At 66.5% G+C, this 14,830-nt stretch carries 14 protein-coding genes; 5 read left to right on the top strand and 9 right to left on the bottom strand.

Features of this window, described 5'->3' with window-relative positions:
* Positions 1-24: 24 nt before the first annotated feature.
* From gcvH to gcvPB, 3 genes are read left to right on the top strand one after another with little or no spacing between them, the layout of a single operon-like run.
* Positions 25-411 (top strand): glycine cleavage system protein GcvH, encoded by a 387-nt coding sequence (gene gcvH, locus ACH6CV_RS10580; protein WP_456358160.1) that lies wholly within the window; start codon positions 25-27, stop codon positions 409-411.
* Positions 411-1,724, top strand: a complete 1,314-nt coding sequence (gene gcvPA / locus ACH6CV_RS10575; RefSeq protein WP_456358159.1) for an aminomethyl-transferring glycine dehydrogenase subunit GcvPA — start codon at positions 411-413, stop codon at positions 1,722-1,724. Before gcvH ends, gcvPA begins: the two co-directional genes overlap by 1 nt.
* Positions 1,721-3,157, top strand: coding sequence for an aminomethyl-transferring glycine dehydrogenase subunit GcvPB (gene gcvPB / locus ACH6CV_RS10570; RefSeq protein WP_456358158.1), 1,437 nt, complete (start codon positions 1,721-1,723; stop codon positions 3,155-3,157). Before gcvPA ends, gcvPB begins: the two co-directional genes overlap by 4 nt.
* A gap of 102 nt (positions 3,158-3,259) precedes the next feature.
* Here the strand turns inward: gcvPB and ACH6CV_RS10565 are convergent, their stop codons facing one another.
* Both ACH6CV_RS10565 and ACH6CV_RS10560 read right to left on the bottom strand, forming a co-directional pair.
* On the bottom strand, positions 3,260-4,612 hold the full coding sequence (locus ACH6CV_RS10565) for a sn-glycerol-1-phosphate dehydrogenase (protein WP_456358157.1): 1,353 nt from the start codon (positions 4,610-4,612) through the stop codon (positions 3,260-3,262).
* A gap of 63 nt (positions 4,613-4,675) precedes the next feature.
* A complete protein-coding gene (locus ACH6CV_RS10560; protein WP_456358156.1) occupies positions 4,676-6,463 on the bottom strand; it encodes an alanine--tRNA ligase in 1,788 nt (595 codons plus the stop codon).
* A 315-nt stretch (positions 6,464-6,778) separates the two neighbouring features.
* On the opposite strand from ACH6CV_RS10560, the gene ACH6CV_RS10555 reads away from it, so the two are divergent.
* Both ACH6CV_RS10555 and ACH6CV_RS10550 read left to right on the top strand, forming a co-directional pair.
* On the top strand, positions 6,779-7,972 hold the full coding sequence (locus ACH6CV_RS10555; RefSeq protein ID WP_456358188.1) for a pyridoxal phosphate-dependent aminotransferase: 1,194 nt from the start codon (positions 6,779-6,781) through the stop codon (positions 7,970-7,972).
* 11 nt (positions 7,973-7,983) lie between these two features.
* Complete coding sequence (locus ACH6CV_RS10550) at positions 7,984-8,826, top strand: metallophosphoesterase family protein (protein WP_456358155.1); 843 nt, start codon at positions 7,984-7,986, stop codon at positions 8,824-8,826.
* Between the two features lie 53 nt (positions 8,827-8,879).
* Here the strand turns inward: ACH6CV_RS10550 and ACH6CV_RS10545 are convergent, their stop codons facing one another.
* The 7 genes from ACH6CV_RS10545 to fabF are packed head-to-tail and all read right to left on the bottom strand — an operon-like array spanning position 8,880 to position 14,786.
* The gene (locus ACH6CV_RS10545) at positions 8,880-9,701 is read right to left on the bottom strand and encodes a DegV family protein (protein WP_456358154.1); all 822 of its coding nucleotides are present in this window, start codon (positions 9,699-9,701) and stop codon (positions 8,880-8,882) included.
* Positions 9,698-10,477, bottom strand: coding sequence for an acetyl-CoA carboxylase carboxyl transferase subunit alpha (gene accA / locus ACH6CV_RS10540; RefSeq protein ID WP_456358153.1), 780 nt, complete (start codon positions 10,475-10,477; stop codon positions 9,698-9,700). Before accA ends, ACH6CV_RS10545 begins: the two co-directional genes overlap by 4 nt.
* The gene (gene accD / locus ACH6CV_RS10535) at positions 10,474-11,343 is read right to left on the bottom strand and encodes an acetyl-CoA carboxylase, carboxyltransferase subunit beta (RefSeq protein WP_456358152.1); all 870 of its coding nucleotides are present in this window, start codon (positions 11,341-11,343) and stop codon (positions 10,474-10,476) included. Before accD ends, accA begins: the two co-directional genes overlap by 4 nt.
* 5 nt (positions 11,344-11,348) lie before the next feature.
* Positions 11,349-12,680 (bottom strand): acetyl-CoA carboxylase biotin carboxylase subunit, encoded by a 1,332-nt coding sequence (accC, locus tag ACH6CV_RS10530; protein ID WP_456358151.1) that lies wholly within the window; start codon positions 12,678-12,680, stop codon positions 11,349-11,351.
* Positions 12,681-12,693: 13 nt separating this feature from the next.
* Complete coding sequence (gene fabZ, locus ACH6CV_RS10525; RefSeq protein WP_456358150.1) at positions 12,694-13,104, bottom strand: 3-hydroxyacyl-ACP dehydratase FabZ; 411 nt, start codon at positions 13,102-13,104, stop codon at positions 12,694-12,696.
* Positions 13,105-13,113: 9 nt separating this feature from the next.
* Complete coding sequence (gene accB / locus ACH6CV_RS10520) at positions 13,114-13,557, bottom strand: acetyl-CoA carboxylase biotin carboxyl carrier protein (RefSeq protein WP_456358149.1); 444 nt, start codon at positions 13,555-13,557, stop codon at positions 13,114-13,116.
* A complete protein-coding gene (fabF, locus tag ACH6CV_RS10515; protein ID WP_456358148.1) occupies positions 13,554-14,786 on the bottom strand; it encodes a beta-ketoacyl-ACP synthase II in 1,233 nt (410 codons plus the stop codon). Before fabF ends, accB begins: the two co-directional genes overlap by 4 nt.
* Positions 14,787-14,830: the final 44 nt, after the last annotated feature.

The raw sequence follows: 14,830 nt of genomic DNA, 5'->3' as shown, positions 1-14,830 counted from the left end.
ATTGCATTGAGGAGGACATGCCCTATGAACATCCCCGCGAATTTGATGTACGCCAAGTCGCACGAGTGGGTGGAATTCCTGACCGAAACGACCTGCCGGGTGGGCATATCGGACTACGCGCAGCACGCGATGGGCGACATCGTGTTCGTCAACCTGCCGGCGGCGGGCGACGAGGCCACGGCAGGCGAGGCGCTGTGCGACCTTGAATCGGTCAAGGCGGTGGCCGACGTGTACAGCCCGGTCAGCGGCACGATCGCCGAGGTGAACGGCGAGCTCGACGATCAGCCCGAGTTGCTCAACACCGCGCCCTATGGCGCCTGGATCGCCGAGATCCACAATGTAACCGGCCGCGACGGGCTGATGGATGCCGAAGCCTACCGCGCGCACTGCCAAGCGGAGGAGCACGCGTAATGGGTAGCTATGTGCCGAGCACCGACCGCGAGCGCGCGCTGATGCTCGAGAAGGTCGGCGTTTCCGGGGTGGACGCGCTGTTCGCGGACGTGCCGCGCGAGGTGCGCTCGGGCAAGCTTCACCTGCCCGAGGGGCTCAGCGAGATGGAAGTGGCGGCGAAGGTTTCCGCGATGGCCGCGAAGAACACGGTGTTCCGCTCGATCTTCCGCGGCGCGGGCGCGTACCACCACTACATCCCCTCAATCGTTAACTCGGTGACCGGCAAGGAGACCTTCATGACCGCCTACACGCCCTACCAGGCCGAGATCAGCCAGGGCGTGCTGCAGTCGATCTTTGAATACCAGACCATGATCTGCGAACTGCTTGGCATGGACGCGGCCAACGCCTCGGTATACGACGGCGCGAGCGCGGCCGCCGAGGCCGTGCATATGTGCGTGGACAGGAAGCGGCCGGTGGCGCTGGTCGCCGCAAGCGCCAAGCCGCAGGCGATCGCCACGATATCGACCTACTGCGAGGGCTCGGACACCGAGCTGGTCCTGATCCCCGAGCGCGACGGTCGGCTGGACGAAGCCGCGCTCGCCGCCGCGCTGGGCGCGCGCGCGGCCTGCCTGTACCTGGAATCGCCCAACTTTTTCGGGCTGATCGAGGACGCGCAGCGCATCGCCGGGCAGGTGCACGCGGCGGGCGCAAAGCTGATCCTGGGCGTGAACCCGATCGCCTGCGCGCTGTACAAGACGCCGGGCGAACTGGGCGCGGACGTGGCGGTGGGCGAGGGCCAGCCGCTGGGCATGCCGCTGTCGTTCGGCGGGCCGTACCTCGGCATCATGGCCGCGACCCATGCGATGACGCGCAAGCTGCCCGGCCGGATCGCAGGCGAGACCACCGACGCGGACGGCAACCGCGCGTTCGTGCTGACGCTGCAGGCGCGCGAGCAGCACATCCGCCGCGAGAAGGCGTCCAGCAACATCTGCACCAATCAGGCGCTGTGCGCGATGACCGCGGCCTGCTACATGGCCGCGATGGGCGCGGCCGGCATGCGCGAGGCGGCGCGCCATTGCCACGCCAAGGCCCATTACCTGATGGAGCAACTGGGCGGCATCCCCGGCTTTGAACGGGTGCACGGGGGCGCGTTCTTCCACGAATTCGTCACGCGCTGCCCGATCGACGCGGACGCGCTGGCAGAGCGCCTGGCCGCGCAGGGCATCCTGGCCGGGCTTCCGGTCGCGGACGGCATCCTGTGGTGCGCGACCGAGTTGAACACCAAAGATCAGATCGACGAGCTCATCTTGGCGGTAAAGGGGGCGGTGCAATGAAGCTGTTGTTCGAGAAGGGCGCGATCGGCCGGGGCCTGGACCTGATCGGCAAGCTGGACGTGCCGGACGCCCCGCTGCCCGATACCCTTGTACGTGCGCGCGCGCCGCGCCTGCCGGCGCTGTCGGAGACCGAGCTCAGCCGCCACTACCGCGCGCTCGAGAAGCGTACGCACGGCGTCAACGACGGGTTCTACCCGCTGGGCTCCTGCACGATGAAGTACAATCCGAAGATCAACGACGAGATGGCGGCGCTGCCCGGCTTCCGCGCGGTACATCCGCTGCAGCCGGTCGGCACGGTGCAGGGCTGCCTCGAGGTGCTGACGACCGCGGAGGCGCTGCTCGGCGAGGTCACCGGCATGGACCGGATGACGTTCCAGGGCGCGGCGGGCGCGCACGGCGAGCTGCTGGGCCTGCTCATAATCAAGGCCTACCACAAGTCGCGGGGCGATGCCGCGCGCAAGAAGATCATCGTGCCCGACGCGGCGCACGGCACCAACCCGGCCTCGGCCTCGATGGCCGGCTTCGACGTTACGTCGATCGCGTCGAACGCCGACGGATGTGTCGACCTCGACGCGCTGCGCGAAGCGGTCGGGCCGGACACCGCCGCTCTGATGCTGACCAACCCCAACACGGTGGGCGTGTTCGACCGAAACATCCTCGAGATCACCAGGATCGTACACGAGGCGGGCGGGCTCAGCTACTACGACGGCGCGAACCTGAACGCCATCATGGGCGTGGTGCGCCCGGGCGATATGGGCTTCGACGTGATCCACCTGAACCTGCACAAGACCTTCTCCACGCCGCACGGCGGCGGCGGCCCCGGCAGCGGCCCGGTGGGCGTGAAGGCCTTCCTCGCGCCGTTCCTGCCGAACAATCAAGCGGTGAAGACGGCGGACGGCTATGCCTTCGAGATGCCCGCGCGGTCGGTCGGGGCGATCAAGGCGTTCTACGGCAACTTCCTGGTCGTGGTGCGCGCGCTGACCTACGTGCTGTCGCTGGGCGCGGAGGGAATCCGCGAAGCCGCTCAAAACGCGGTGCTGAACGCGAATTATCTGGCGGCGCTGCTCAAGGATACCTACGATCTGGCGGTCGACGGGCTATGTATGCACGAGTTCGTACTGACGCTTGCGAAGCTCAAGCACGAGACCTCCGTGTCGGCGCTCGACGTGGCGAAGGGGCTGATCGACCGGGGCATCCACCCGCCCACGATGTACTTCCCGCTGATCGTGCCCGAGGCGCTGATGTTCGAGCCCACCGAGACCGAGCCGATCGAGGTGCTCGACGAGGCCGCGCAGGCGATGAAGGAGCTGTGGACGCTGGCGCATGAGGACCCCGACGCGCTGCACGCCGCTCCGGTGACGGCGCCCATCCGCCGGCCCGACGAGGTGGGCGCGGCGCGCAACCCGAAGCTCAGGTACCAGTTCCCGGAATAGAGAACGAGGTTTTACGAAGCCGGGACGGACAAGTCCCGAACAACAAGGTGCCGCCCGCCGGGCGGCACCTTGTGTTATGACCGCTCACGCGGGAGATGGCGTTTACTCTGCACTCACCCTCGCCCTGGCCTCTTCCGCCAGGCCGAGATCCCAGAGCATGCTGCAGCACAGGTATTTGTCGCGAATCTCGCGCGCACCGGTGTAGGCGTTTTTGGCATCTTGATCGCTGATGCCGAGCGCGGCGGGCGTCATCGGCGCGCCCATGCCGCGCATCAAGTCGGCGATGTGGGCGGTATCGGGCAGCTCATCCTCGATAAAGCCGAGGATCCGGTCCCAGTGATCGACGATCTTATCCAATCGCGCCGCGTGCCTGGCCGGGTCGTTCTTGCGCGTCTTTTCCTCGATCTCCAGGATTTGCGGCGCGATCGTGCCGAACACGCGCCGGACCATGTCCGCCCACGCGGCCTCGTCGAACGCGGCCATGGCGGCCATACCCCGCTCGCGGTCGGGCACGATGGTCCTGATCCAGTCGTACAGCTTCAATGTGACCAGCGTGCCCACGCCCACCTGGATGCCGTGCAGGTCGGCGTGCTCATGCCGCTCCATGGCCATCATCTCCCACAGATGGGAGAAGTAATGCTCGAGCCCCGACGCCGGGCGCGATGTGCCCGCGAACGACATCGCCACGCCCGACAGCACCAGTCCCTCGGTAATCGCCTGTACGACCTGCGGGTCGCGGCTCGTGATCTTATCGGCATTGTCGACGATGCTCTTGACCGAGCGCCGCACCAGCCGCGCGACCTCCTCGCAGTAATACTCGCCCGTGACCAGGTTCGAGATGCGCCACTCGCACAGCGACACGTACTTGGCGATCATGTCGCCAAACCCCGCCCACAGCATGCGCATGGGCGCCTCCGCCAGGATGTCGGTGTCGGCGATGATCGCGGCCGGGCAGGCGTTGTACACCGTGGTCTTGACCTCGTTCACGTGCATCGACGACGAGGATGAGGCGTAACCGTCCATCGACGGCGCGGTGGCCACCACCGCTTGCGGCTTGCCGGCCGCGAAGGCCACCACCTTGCACAGGTCGTTAATAACGCCCGAGCCCACCGCCAGCACCAGGTCGCACGCGGGGTCCAGCGCCATCGTAATCGCGCCGACCGCCCATTCGTCGGGCTCGACCGCCTCGCGCGGGATGATAAACAGCTTGTACGGGATGTTCGCGGCCCTCAGCAGCGCTTCCACCCGCTCGCCCGCCGCGCGATGGGTGTTACGGTCGCACACCACGAACGGATGCACCGCGCCCAGCGCCGCAAGCGTCTCGGGGAGCTTCTTGATCGCACCCGCGCCCGAATGGAAGACGCGCAGTTCCGACGCGTGGCGATGTCCGCACGCGCATTCAAAACCCTTGGGGTCGAGCATATCCTCGATGGACAATTTTGAGAACTCTGTCATCTGCCTGCCTCCTTGACGTCTCTTCCCATTCCCCTCAGCGGAGGGAAATGAGGGGTTCGCGGTCTACCCGATCACGCCCTTGATCCGCCGCACGCCCGCCGAGGACGACTCCTCTTTTTGCAGCTTGAACCGCTTAAGGTCGCCGGTGTTGGCGGCGTGAGGGCCGCCGCAAATCTCCTTCGAGAACGCGCCCATCGAGTACACCTTGACGCGCTCGCCGTAGCGGCTCTCGAACAGGCCGATCGCGCCCTGCGCCTTGGCCTCCTCGACGGTCATCTCCTCGACGGTCACCGGCGCATTCGCCTCGATGTAATCATTGACCAGCCGCTCGACCTCCTTCTTCTCCTCGTCGGTCATCTTGCGCGAGAATGAGAAGTCGAACCGCAGCCGCTCGGCGGTGATGTTGGAGCCCTTTTGCTTGACCTCGTCGCCCAGCACCGCACGCAGCGCCGCCTGCAGCAGGTGCGTCGCGGTGTGCAGCTTGGCGGTTTCCTCGGTGGAATCGGCCAGGCCGCCCTTGAAGCGCTGCTCCGCGCCCGCCTGCGACAGCGCTTGGTGCTGCTTGAAGCGCTCGGCGAAACCTTCCTCGTCCACGGTAAGCGCGCGCTCGGCGGCCAACTCCTTGGTGATCTCGATCGGGAAGCCGTAGGTGTCGTACAGCTTGAACGCGCTTGCGCCGTCGATCACAGAGCCCGTAAGCCGCGCAACCGCCTTCTCAAACTCGCGCAGGCCCTGCTTGAGCGTGCGCTGGAAGCGCTCCTCCTCGAGGTTCAGTTGCTCGACGATGTGCGCCTCGTGGCGCTGGAGTTCGGGGTATACGTCCTGGTACTGGCGGATGACGACCAGCGCGATCTGCGCGCACGCGCCCTCGGGCAGGCCGATCGTCATGCCGTGGCGCACCGCGCGGCGGATCAGCCGGCGCAGTACATAGCCCTGATCGACATTGGACGGGGTCACGCCGCGATCGTCGCCCAGAATGATCGTGGCCGTGCGCAGGTGGTCGGCGACGATGCGCATCGAGCGGGTGATTTCCTCGCTCGCGCCGTATGATTTGCCCGACAGCTCCGCGATCTTTGAGACGATGTCCGAGAACAAATCGGTCTCGTACACCGATTTCACGCCCATCAGCACGCCGATCGTACGCTCGAGGCCCATGCCGGTATCGACGTTCTTCTGCTCGAGCGGCGGGAAGCTGCCGTCGGCCTGCTTGTTGTACTGCATGAACACGTCGTTCCAGATCTCGAGGTACCGCCCGCAGTCGCAGGCCGGCGAGCAGTCGGGCCCGCAGGGGGCTTTATCCGTAATCACGAACATCTCTGTGTCGGGGCCGCAGGGGCCGGTCGTGCCGGCGGGGCCCCACCAGTTGTTCTTCTTGGGCAGGAAAAAGATGTGGTCGTCGCGGACGCCGACCGAGCGCCAGAGGTCGGCCGCCTCGTCGTCGCGCGGCGCGTCCGCGTCTCCCGCGAACACCGAGAACGCCAGCCGGTCCTGATCGAGCCCCAGCCAGTCGGGGCTGGTCAAAAACTCCCAGCTCCACTCGATCGCCTCTTTTTTGAAGTAGTCGCCGAGCGACCAGTTGCCCAGCATTTCGAAGAAGGTGCAGTGGCTCTCGTCGCCCACCTCGTCGATGTCGCCGGTGCGGATGCACTTTTGCACGTCGGTCAGGCGCGTGCCCATCGGGTGCTTCGCGCCCAGCAGGTAGGGCACCAGCGGATGCATGCCCGCGGTAGTGAACAGCACGGTCGGGTCGTTCTCGGGGATCACCGAGGCGCTGGGGATCACGGCGTGCCCCTTCTCCTCGAAGAATTTCAGAAACAGACTGCGCAGCTCTTTACTGCTACGGATGTTCATGGTCGGTTGCCCCCTTCAAAAAATAGACGCCCCGCCCCGCCTCATGCAAGGACAGAAGGCGCGTTTTCGCGTCTTGCAATTCGCTTCCGATTATACCCACCCACCGCGAGCTCTGTCAAATTAAGTTTGTCCCAGCGATGTGCCCCGTCGCGTCGGCAAAAATCGAAATGCAGGAACCGAAGGGTTAAAAATTCATTTCTTGCGTTAAAACCCGGTAACCATGGCAGGATATCGCGGTTTTTCATAGAATGCTTTATCCCACGCTGCAAAACGGCGCAGGTAACGATGTTTAAAGGGGAGAACAACCATATGCCTCTGACGCTATCCGAGCGATGCCTGCGCATCGCGCCCTCCGCCACGCTGGTCATCGACGCCAAGGCCAAGGCCATGATCGCCGCGGGCGAGGACGTAATCAGCTTCGGCGCGGGCGAGCCTGATTTCGACACCCCCGAGTACATCCGCGACGCCGCCAAGGACGCGCTCAACCGGGGCGTGACGCGCTACACCGCGTCGGCGGGCACACTTACGCTGCGCAAGGAGATCTGCGAGAAGCTTATGCGCGACAACGGCCTTACCTATGACCCGGCGGATATCGTGGTCTCGAACGGCGCGAAGCAGTCGCTGTTCAACGCGCTGTCGGCCCTCGTGAATCCGGGCGACGAGGTGCTGCTGCCCGCACCCTGTTGGGTAAGCTACCCCGAGATGGTTCACATGGCCGGCGGCACAGGGGTCCCGGTGCCGGGCGAGGAGAAGGACGGCTTCGTGGTCACCGCCGCGCAGTTGCGCCCCTATGTCACCGAGCGCACCAAGGCGCTGATTCTGAACTCCCCGAACAACCCCAACGGCTGCGTCTGGCCGCGCGCGCTGCTTTCAGGCATCGCCGAGCTGGCGGTCGAAAAGGGCTTCTACGTGATCTCGGATGAAATTTACGAGAAGCTGATCTACGGCGGGCAGGAGCATGTCTCGATCGCGTCGTTGGGCGAGGCGATCAAGCGGCAAAGCATCGTGGTCAACGGCGTGTCGAAGGCGTTCGCGATGACCGGCTGGCGCATCGGCTACGCGGCCGCCCCGCGCGCGGTCGCCAAGGCGATGGACGCGTTCCAGAGCCACTCCACCAGCGCGCCCAATTCGATGGCGCAGTACGCGGCGGCGGTCGCGTTAACAAACGGCGAACAGCAGATCGAGGACATGCGCCGGGAGTTTGACATCCGGCGGCATCTGATGTACAATGCTGTGAGCCGTATCTCCGGCCTGAGCACGCACATGCCCGAAGGCGCGTTCTACATGATGCTGAACATCTCGAAATTGCTCGGCAAGCGCCTGAACGGCCGGGAGATCACCGGCGCGGACGATTTCGCGGAGCTTCTGCTGGCCGAGGAAAAGGTGGCGGTGGTACCGGGCACCGCGTTCGGCGCGCGCGACCACGTGCGCGTAAGCTACGCCACCGCGCAAGAGACCATTCGATTGGGCCTTGAACGCATCGCGCGCTTCGTCAAGAGACTCGAATAAGGGGAACGCAGATGAGACTAGCCGTTTTTTCCGACATGCACGCCAACGAAATCGCCCTCGCGACCTGCCTATCCTATGCCGACCATGTCGGCGTCGACGGCTATGTTTTCCTGGGCGACCACCTGACCGACTGCCCCTACCCGCGCCGCACGCTCGACCTGATGCGCGCCGCCGCGCGGCGGCTGCCCACCTGGATGCTGCGCGGCAACCGCGAGGACTACCTGCTGGGGCACCACGACGATCCGGACGACGGCTGGAAGATGTCCTCGAATACCGGATCGCTGCTGTACACCTACCAGAACCTGACCGAAGAGGATTTGCAGTTCCTGCGCGCCATGCCGATCACCGACGTGATCGCTCTCAAGGATTGCCCGCCGCTGGCGATCGCCCACGCCACGCCGATGAGCAACAACGTGCTGATCTATCCGGGCACGGAGGCGCTCGAAAGCGTGCTGCGCGAGTGCCCCCAGCAGACGATCCTGTCGGGGCACAGCCACTTCCAGTTCCGCTACGAGTCGGGCGGCAGGCAGCTGGTCAACCCGGGCGCGGTGGGCATGCCGACGTACGGCCAGCCCAAGGCGCAATTCGCGCTGGTGACCTGCCTGGGCGGGCGCTGGAGCGCGCGGCTGATGAACGTGGACTACGACAAGGAGGCCGAGCTCAGGCAGTTCGAGGAGAGCGGCCTTATGGACATGGCGCGCGTGTGGGCGCTGGCGGTGATGAAGACCATCCGCCAAGGCGGCTCCTGGCCGACCGACTGCCTGGCGCTCGCCCGCAAGCTCTGCCCCGGCGACCAGGAAATCCCCGAAGTCTGCTGGGAGGAAGCGGCGTCGCAGCTGGGGATTGGGCGGTGACAAATCATAAAAGGTAAAAGGGCTGTGGCGTCATGACGCCGCAGCCCTTCTTGCTACCCCTCCAACCACCCTACGCCCACGCTGCCGGTACCCAGGTGCGCGCCGAGGACGGGACCTACGCGGCGCTGCTGAACGCGGTAGCCGGCGGATTCGAGCTGGGCGGTCAGCTGGGCGGCTTCGTCGTCGGCGAGGAAGCGCTCGACGAGCAGCCCGCCCTTGGCCTCCTTGACGAACTGGCGCAGCTTCTTCATCTGCTCGACGCGGCCGCGCGCGACGCCGCAGGACACGATCGAGCCGTCGGTGACGGTCAGGATCGGCCGGATGTTGAGGATGGTCGAGATCGACAGCCTCACGTTGCCGAGGCGGCCGCTGCGCCGAAGCGGCTCCATGTCGTCGACCGAGAAGGCGGTGTGCACGCGTTCGCGCAGCGCCTCCAGATGCCGCGCGGTCTCGAACAGCTGCGCGCCCGCGTGGATCACCTCGCGCGCCTCGCGGATCAGCAGGTACAGCCCGCCGGCGACGGACAACGAGTCGACCACGGCGATATGGTGGCCGTCCATCTCGCGCGCGGCCAGCACCGCGTTGGCGTAGGTGCCGCTCAGCCGCGAAGAGATGGTCACGCACAGGATGTCGTAGCCGGCCTTGCGCAGCCGGGCGAACGCGTTCATGAACGCGGGCAGCGTGGCCTGGGAGGTGTGCATCGTTGAGATGTGCCTCGCCACCAGCCGCTCGGCGTCGTCGCTGTCCTCGATGAAGCCCTCGCTCACGCCCTGTTCCCCGCCGACCGTGTAGCTCATGGGCACCATCACCACGCCCAACTGAGCCGCCTCTTCGCGCGTCAGATAGGCCGTGGAGTCGGTCACAATGGCGATCATAGCGCGTCCCCTCCGATCCTGCGGAACTTGTGGTAGCGGCGGTCGAGCAGCGCCTCCGCCGGCATCGCCCGATAGCGCTCGAATGTCTCGATGATCTCGCGTTTGAGCAGCGCCGCGCGCGCCTCAAACGCGCCCTCTTCGGGCAAGATGCGCTCGATCACGCCGAAGCCCCTGAGATCCTCGGCGGTCAGCTTCAGCTGCTCGGCGGCTTGCGGCGCGCGCGCGGCGTCCTTCCACAGGATGCTGGCCGCGCCTTCGGGCGAGATCACGGAATAGTAGGCGTTTTCCATCATCCACACCTCGTCGGCCACCGCGAGGCCCAGCGCGCCGCCGCTGCCGCCCTCGCCGATCACGATCGACAGGATCGGCGTCTTGAGGCCCATCATCTCGCACAGGTTCTCGGCGATCGCCTGGCCCTGGCCGCGCTCCTCCGCGCCGATGCCGCAGAACGCGCCCGCGGTGTCGACGAGGCACAGCACCGGCCGACGGAACTTCTCGGCCAGCTTCATCTGGCGCAGCGCCTTGCGGTAGCCCTCGGGATGCGCGGAACCGAAGTTGCGGCGAATCTTATCCTGTATCTCGCCGCCCTTTTCTATGCCGATCACGGTGACCGGCATCGGCCCGAGCCAGCCGAGGCCCGCGACCACCGCCGGATCGTCCTGATAGCGCCGGTCGCCGTGCAACTCGATGAAGCCGTCGATCAAGGCGGCGATGTACGAAAGCGCGGTCGGCCGCTCCTTGGCGCGCGAGCGCTGTACGCGGTCGTATGGCTTCATGGCGCATCCCCCTCTGTGTGCAGCCTGAGCAGCGAGCCCAGCATTTCCTTCATGTGACGGCGGTCGGCGATCGCGTCGACGAAGCCCTTCTCGCGCAGAAACTCGGCGGTCTGGAAGCCCACGGGCAGCTTCTGCCGGATCGTCTGCTCGATCACGCGGGGGCCTGCAAAGCCAATCAGCGCGCCCGGCTCGGAGAGCGTGATGTCGGCCTCCATGGCGAAGCTGGCGGTGACGCCGCCGGTGGTGGGGTCGGTCAGCACCGCGATGTACAGTTGTCCCGCCTGCGCGTGGCGCATGACCGCGCCGCTGGTCTTGGCCATCTGCATCAGCGACAGGATGCCCTCCTGCATGCGCGCGCCGCCCGATACGGTGAAACCGACGACCGGCAGTTGGCGTTCGGTCGCGTGCTCGAACAGCCGCGCGATCTTCTCGCCCACCACCGTGCCCATCGAGCCCATCATGAACAGATGGTCCATCGCGAACAGCGCGCAGCGCCGGCCCCCGACCTTCGCAAGGCCGGTCAGAACGCCCTCGCTCTCGCCGCTTAGCGCGCGCGCCTTGGCGAGCTTATCCTCGTAGCCGGGGAAGCCCAGCGGGTTGGCGGACTTAAGCTCGGCGTTTGTTTCTTCAAACGAGCCGGGATCGACCGTCAGCGCGATGCGCGCGCGCGCGCCCAGCCGGAAGTGGTGCCCGCATTGGGGGCACACGTCCGCAGACTCGCGCAGCTCCGCCGCCGGCATCATCTTGCGGCATACGGGGCAGGAGGCGTACAGTTCGCCCGGCACCGCGGGCTCGGTCCGCGGCGCGTCGCCGCCCTCCAAGGTATTCCCGGGCCTGCGGAAGCGAAACAGGTTTTTTGGCGGCATGCGTTCTACCTCCCGTTCAGATGGCCGGTCGTGTAGCTGCCGTCCTCAAAGGCGGCCTCCTCGAGCAGGTCGGACTGCAAAAAACCGGTGTGATCGACGCCCTCGATCACCATCTCGCACAGCGCCGCGCGCATCTTGCGGATGGCCTCGGGCCGGGTGGGCGCGTGCACGATCAGCTTGGCGATCATCGAGTCGTAGAACGGCGGTACCTCATAGCCCTGGTAGAGCGCCGTCTCGAAGCGCACCTGCGGCCCGCCGGGCACATGCAAAATCCCGATGCGCCCGGCGCAGGGCCGGAAGTTCAGCGCCGGGTTCTCGGCGTTGATGCGGCATTCGATCGCGTGGCCGGCGAGCGCGATGTCCTCCTGAACAAACGGCAGCGCCTGACCCGCCGCCGCGCGGATCTGCCACTTGACCAGGTCGATGCCGGTGACCATCTCGGTGACCGGGTGCTCGACCTGCAGCCGCGTGTTCATCTCCATGAAGTAGAACTGCCCGTCTTTCGTCAGCAGGAACTCGACCGTGCCTACGCCCTCGTAGCCGACGGCCAGGGCGGCGCGGACGGCGGCGTCCTGCATCCGCGCGCGCAGCTTCGCGTCCACCGCCGGGGAGGGGCTCTCCTCGATCAGCTTTTGGTTCTTGCGCTGCATCGAGCACTCGCGCTCGCCCAGCGCGACGGCGCGGCCCTGCCGGTCGCACAGCAGCTGCACCTCGACGTGCTTGACGTCCTCAAGCAGCTTTTCGAGGTACACCTTGCCGTCGCCGAAGGCCGCCTGCGCCTCGTTCGACGCGGTGAGATACGCCGCCGTAAGTTCCTCCGGCCCGTCTACGCGCCGGATGCCGCGCCCGCCGCCGCCGGAGCGCGCCTTAATCAGGAGCGGATAACCGATGCGCGAAGCCTCTTCTTTCAGCGCCTCGACCGATAAAACGACGTCGCTGCCCGGCACCACGGGCACGCCCGCGGCCACCATCGTGCGGCGCGCCTCGTCCTTGTCGCCCATGCGGCGGATGACGTCGGCGGACGGGCCGATGAACTGGGTCCCGCACTGGCCGCACAGCTCGGCAAAGCGCGCGTTCTCGGACAGGAAGCCGTAACCCGGGTGGATGGCCTGCGCGCCGGTCACGGTCGCCGCCGACAGGATCGCGGCCATGTTGAGGTAGCTGAGCTGCGCGGCGGCCGGGCCGATGCACACGCTCTCGTCGGCCAGCGCCACGTGCAGCGCGCTCCGGTCGGCCTCGGAGAACACCGACACCGTGCTCACACCCATCTCCTTGCAGGCGCGGATCACCCGGATGGCAATTTCGCCCCGGTTGGCAATCAAGATCTTGGGAAACATGATTGTTCCCCCTTCACGGAATGATGAAGGAGAACTCGCCGGAGGCGCACAGCTCGCCGTCCACCGAAGCTTCCCCCTTGACCACATACAGGTTCATCTTGGAGCGCAGCAATGCGGCCGACACCGTGAGCGTCTCGCCCGGCCGAACCACGCGCCTGAAGCGCGCCTTGTCGATTCCGGCGTAGTAGGCCGTTCGGCCCGCCAGCTGATCCTTGAGCAGCACGCAGCTGGCCTGCGCGATGACCTCGCACGTTACGACGCCCGGCACCACCGGGTTGCCGGGGAAGTGGCCGTCCAGGAACCACTCGTCGCCGCGTATGCGGTAGCTGCCGCGCGCCGTACCGTCCTCGGCGAGCAGGGCCTCGTCGAGCAGCAGCATCGCCCCGCGATGGGGCAGGATGTTCATGATCTCGTCTCGGTTCATGGCTCTACCTCAACACAATTTGAATAAAGTCTGGCCGAACTCGACCACGTCGCCGTTGCCGACGCACACATCGACCACCTCGCCGCCGCGGTCGGATGTAATCTCGTTCATCAGCTTCATGGCCTCGATGATGCACAGCACGTCGCCCTTCTTCACATGGCTGCCCACCTTGACGAAGGGTTCCGCCCCCGGCGCGCCCGCGGCGTAAAACACGCCCACCAACGGCGATTCCACCTCGTAGGTGTGGTTGAAATCGACGGCCGAACCCTTCGGCTCGTCGGGTAGGGGGAGCACGGGCGCGACCGACTGAACGGTCTCAACGGCCGGGGCGGCGCCGGCGACGGCCTGACCGCGCTCAATGCGGACGGTGGTCTCGCCCTCGCTGACCTCGAGCGCGGTCAGGCCGTGCTCCTGAGCGATGCGCGCCAGTTCCCGAATCTGCTTGATGTTCATGGCGTCCTCCTGAGCGCAATCGCGCCGTTGTGGCCGCCGAAGCCCAGCGACACCGACAGCGCCGCGCCGAGCTGCGCCTTGCGGGCTACGTTCGGCACGTAGTCGAGGTCGCAGGCCGGGTCGGGCTCATTCAGGTTGATCGTCGGGGGCACGACGCCCTTGCCCAGCGCCAGCGCGCTCACGATCAGTTCGATCGCGCCCGCCGCGCCCAGCATGTGGCCGGTCATCGACTTGGTGGAGCTGATAAGCGCGCGCCGCGCCGCGTCCTCGCCCAGCGCTTTCTTGATCGCCAGCGTCTCGCTCGCGTCGTTGAGCGGCGTGCCGGTGCCGTGGGCGTTGATGTAGAGCTGGCCCTCGTATCCGCCCGCTTCCGTAAGCGCCAGCCTCATCGCACGCGCGCCCTGCGCGGCGTCCGGGTCGGGCGCGGTGATGTGGTGGGCGTCGCAGGTGTTGCCGTAGCCGACCACCTCGGCGTAGATTGTTGCGCCCCGCGCGCGGGCGTGTTCGTATTCTTCGAGCACGACGATGCCCGCGCCCTCGCCCATGACGAATCCGGCGCGGCGGCGGTCAAACGGCAGGGACGCCTGCTCGGGGTCGCGCGTCTCGCTCAGCGCCTTGCAGTTGGTGAACCCCGCCACGGCCAACGGGTTGATCGTGGCCTCGCTGCCGCCGGCCATGACCGCGTCGGCGTAACCGTGCGCAATCTGGCGGAAGGCCTCGCCGACGGCGTGGGTGGAGGTGGCGCAGGCGGTGACCACCGGCAGGCAGGGCCCCTGACAACCGTAACGGATGGCGATGTTGCCGGCGGCGATGTTGCCGATCATCATCGGGATGTACAGCGGCGACACGCGCGAGGGCCCGCGCTCGAGCAATTTCTGATGCTCGGCCATGAAGGTGCCCATGCCGCCGATGCCGCTGCCCACGCAGACGCCGAGCCGCTCGGAGTCGACCGCGCCCACAATCCCGCTGTCCTCGGCGGCTTCGGCGGCGGCCGCCATCGCGTACTGGGTAAACAGGTCCATCCTGCGCGCGTCGCCGCGCTCGATGCCGTGCCGCTCGGGGTCGAAGTCCTTGACCTCGGCGGCCACACCCACCTTGAAGGCCGCGCTGTCAAAGCGCGTGATGGCGGCAATGCCGTGAACGCCGCGCGCCAAATTGTCCCATAGCGTCGCCACGTCGTTGCCGACGGGCGATATCGCGCCCATGCCGGTGATGACCACTCGCCTCATTCTACACACTTCCTCCGAATTGGTTCTCTCCCCTTCCCCTCCTC

The sequence above is a fragment of the Anaerozeibacter quisquiliarum genome (assembly GCF_051162045.1).
GTDB classification, from domain to species: domain Bacteria; phylum Bacillota; class Clostridia; order Christensenellales; family Aristaeellaceae; genus Anaerozeibacter; species Anaerozeibacter quisquiliarum.
Note: the sequence above shows the minus strand (reverse complement) of the source record. Positions and strands in the feature narration are given on the sequence as shown.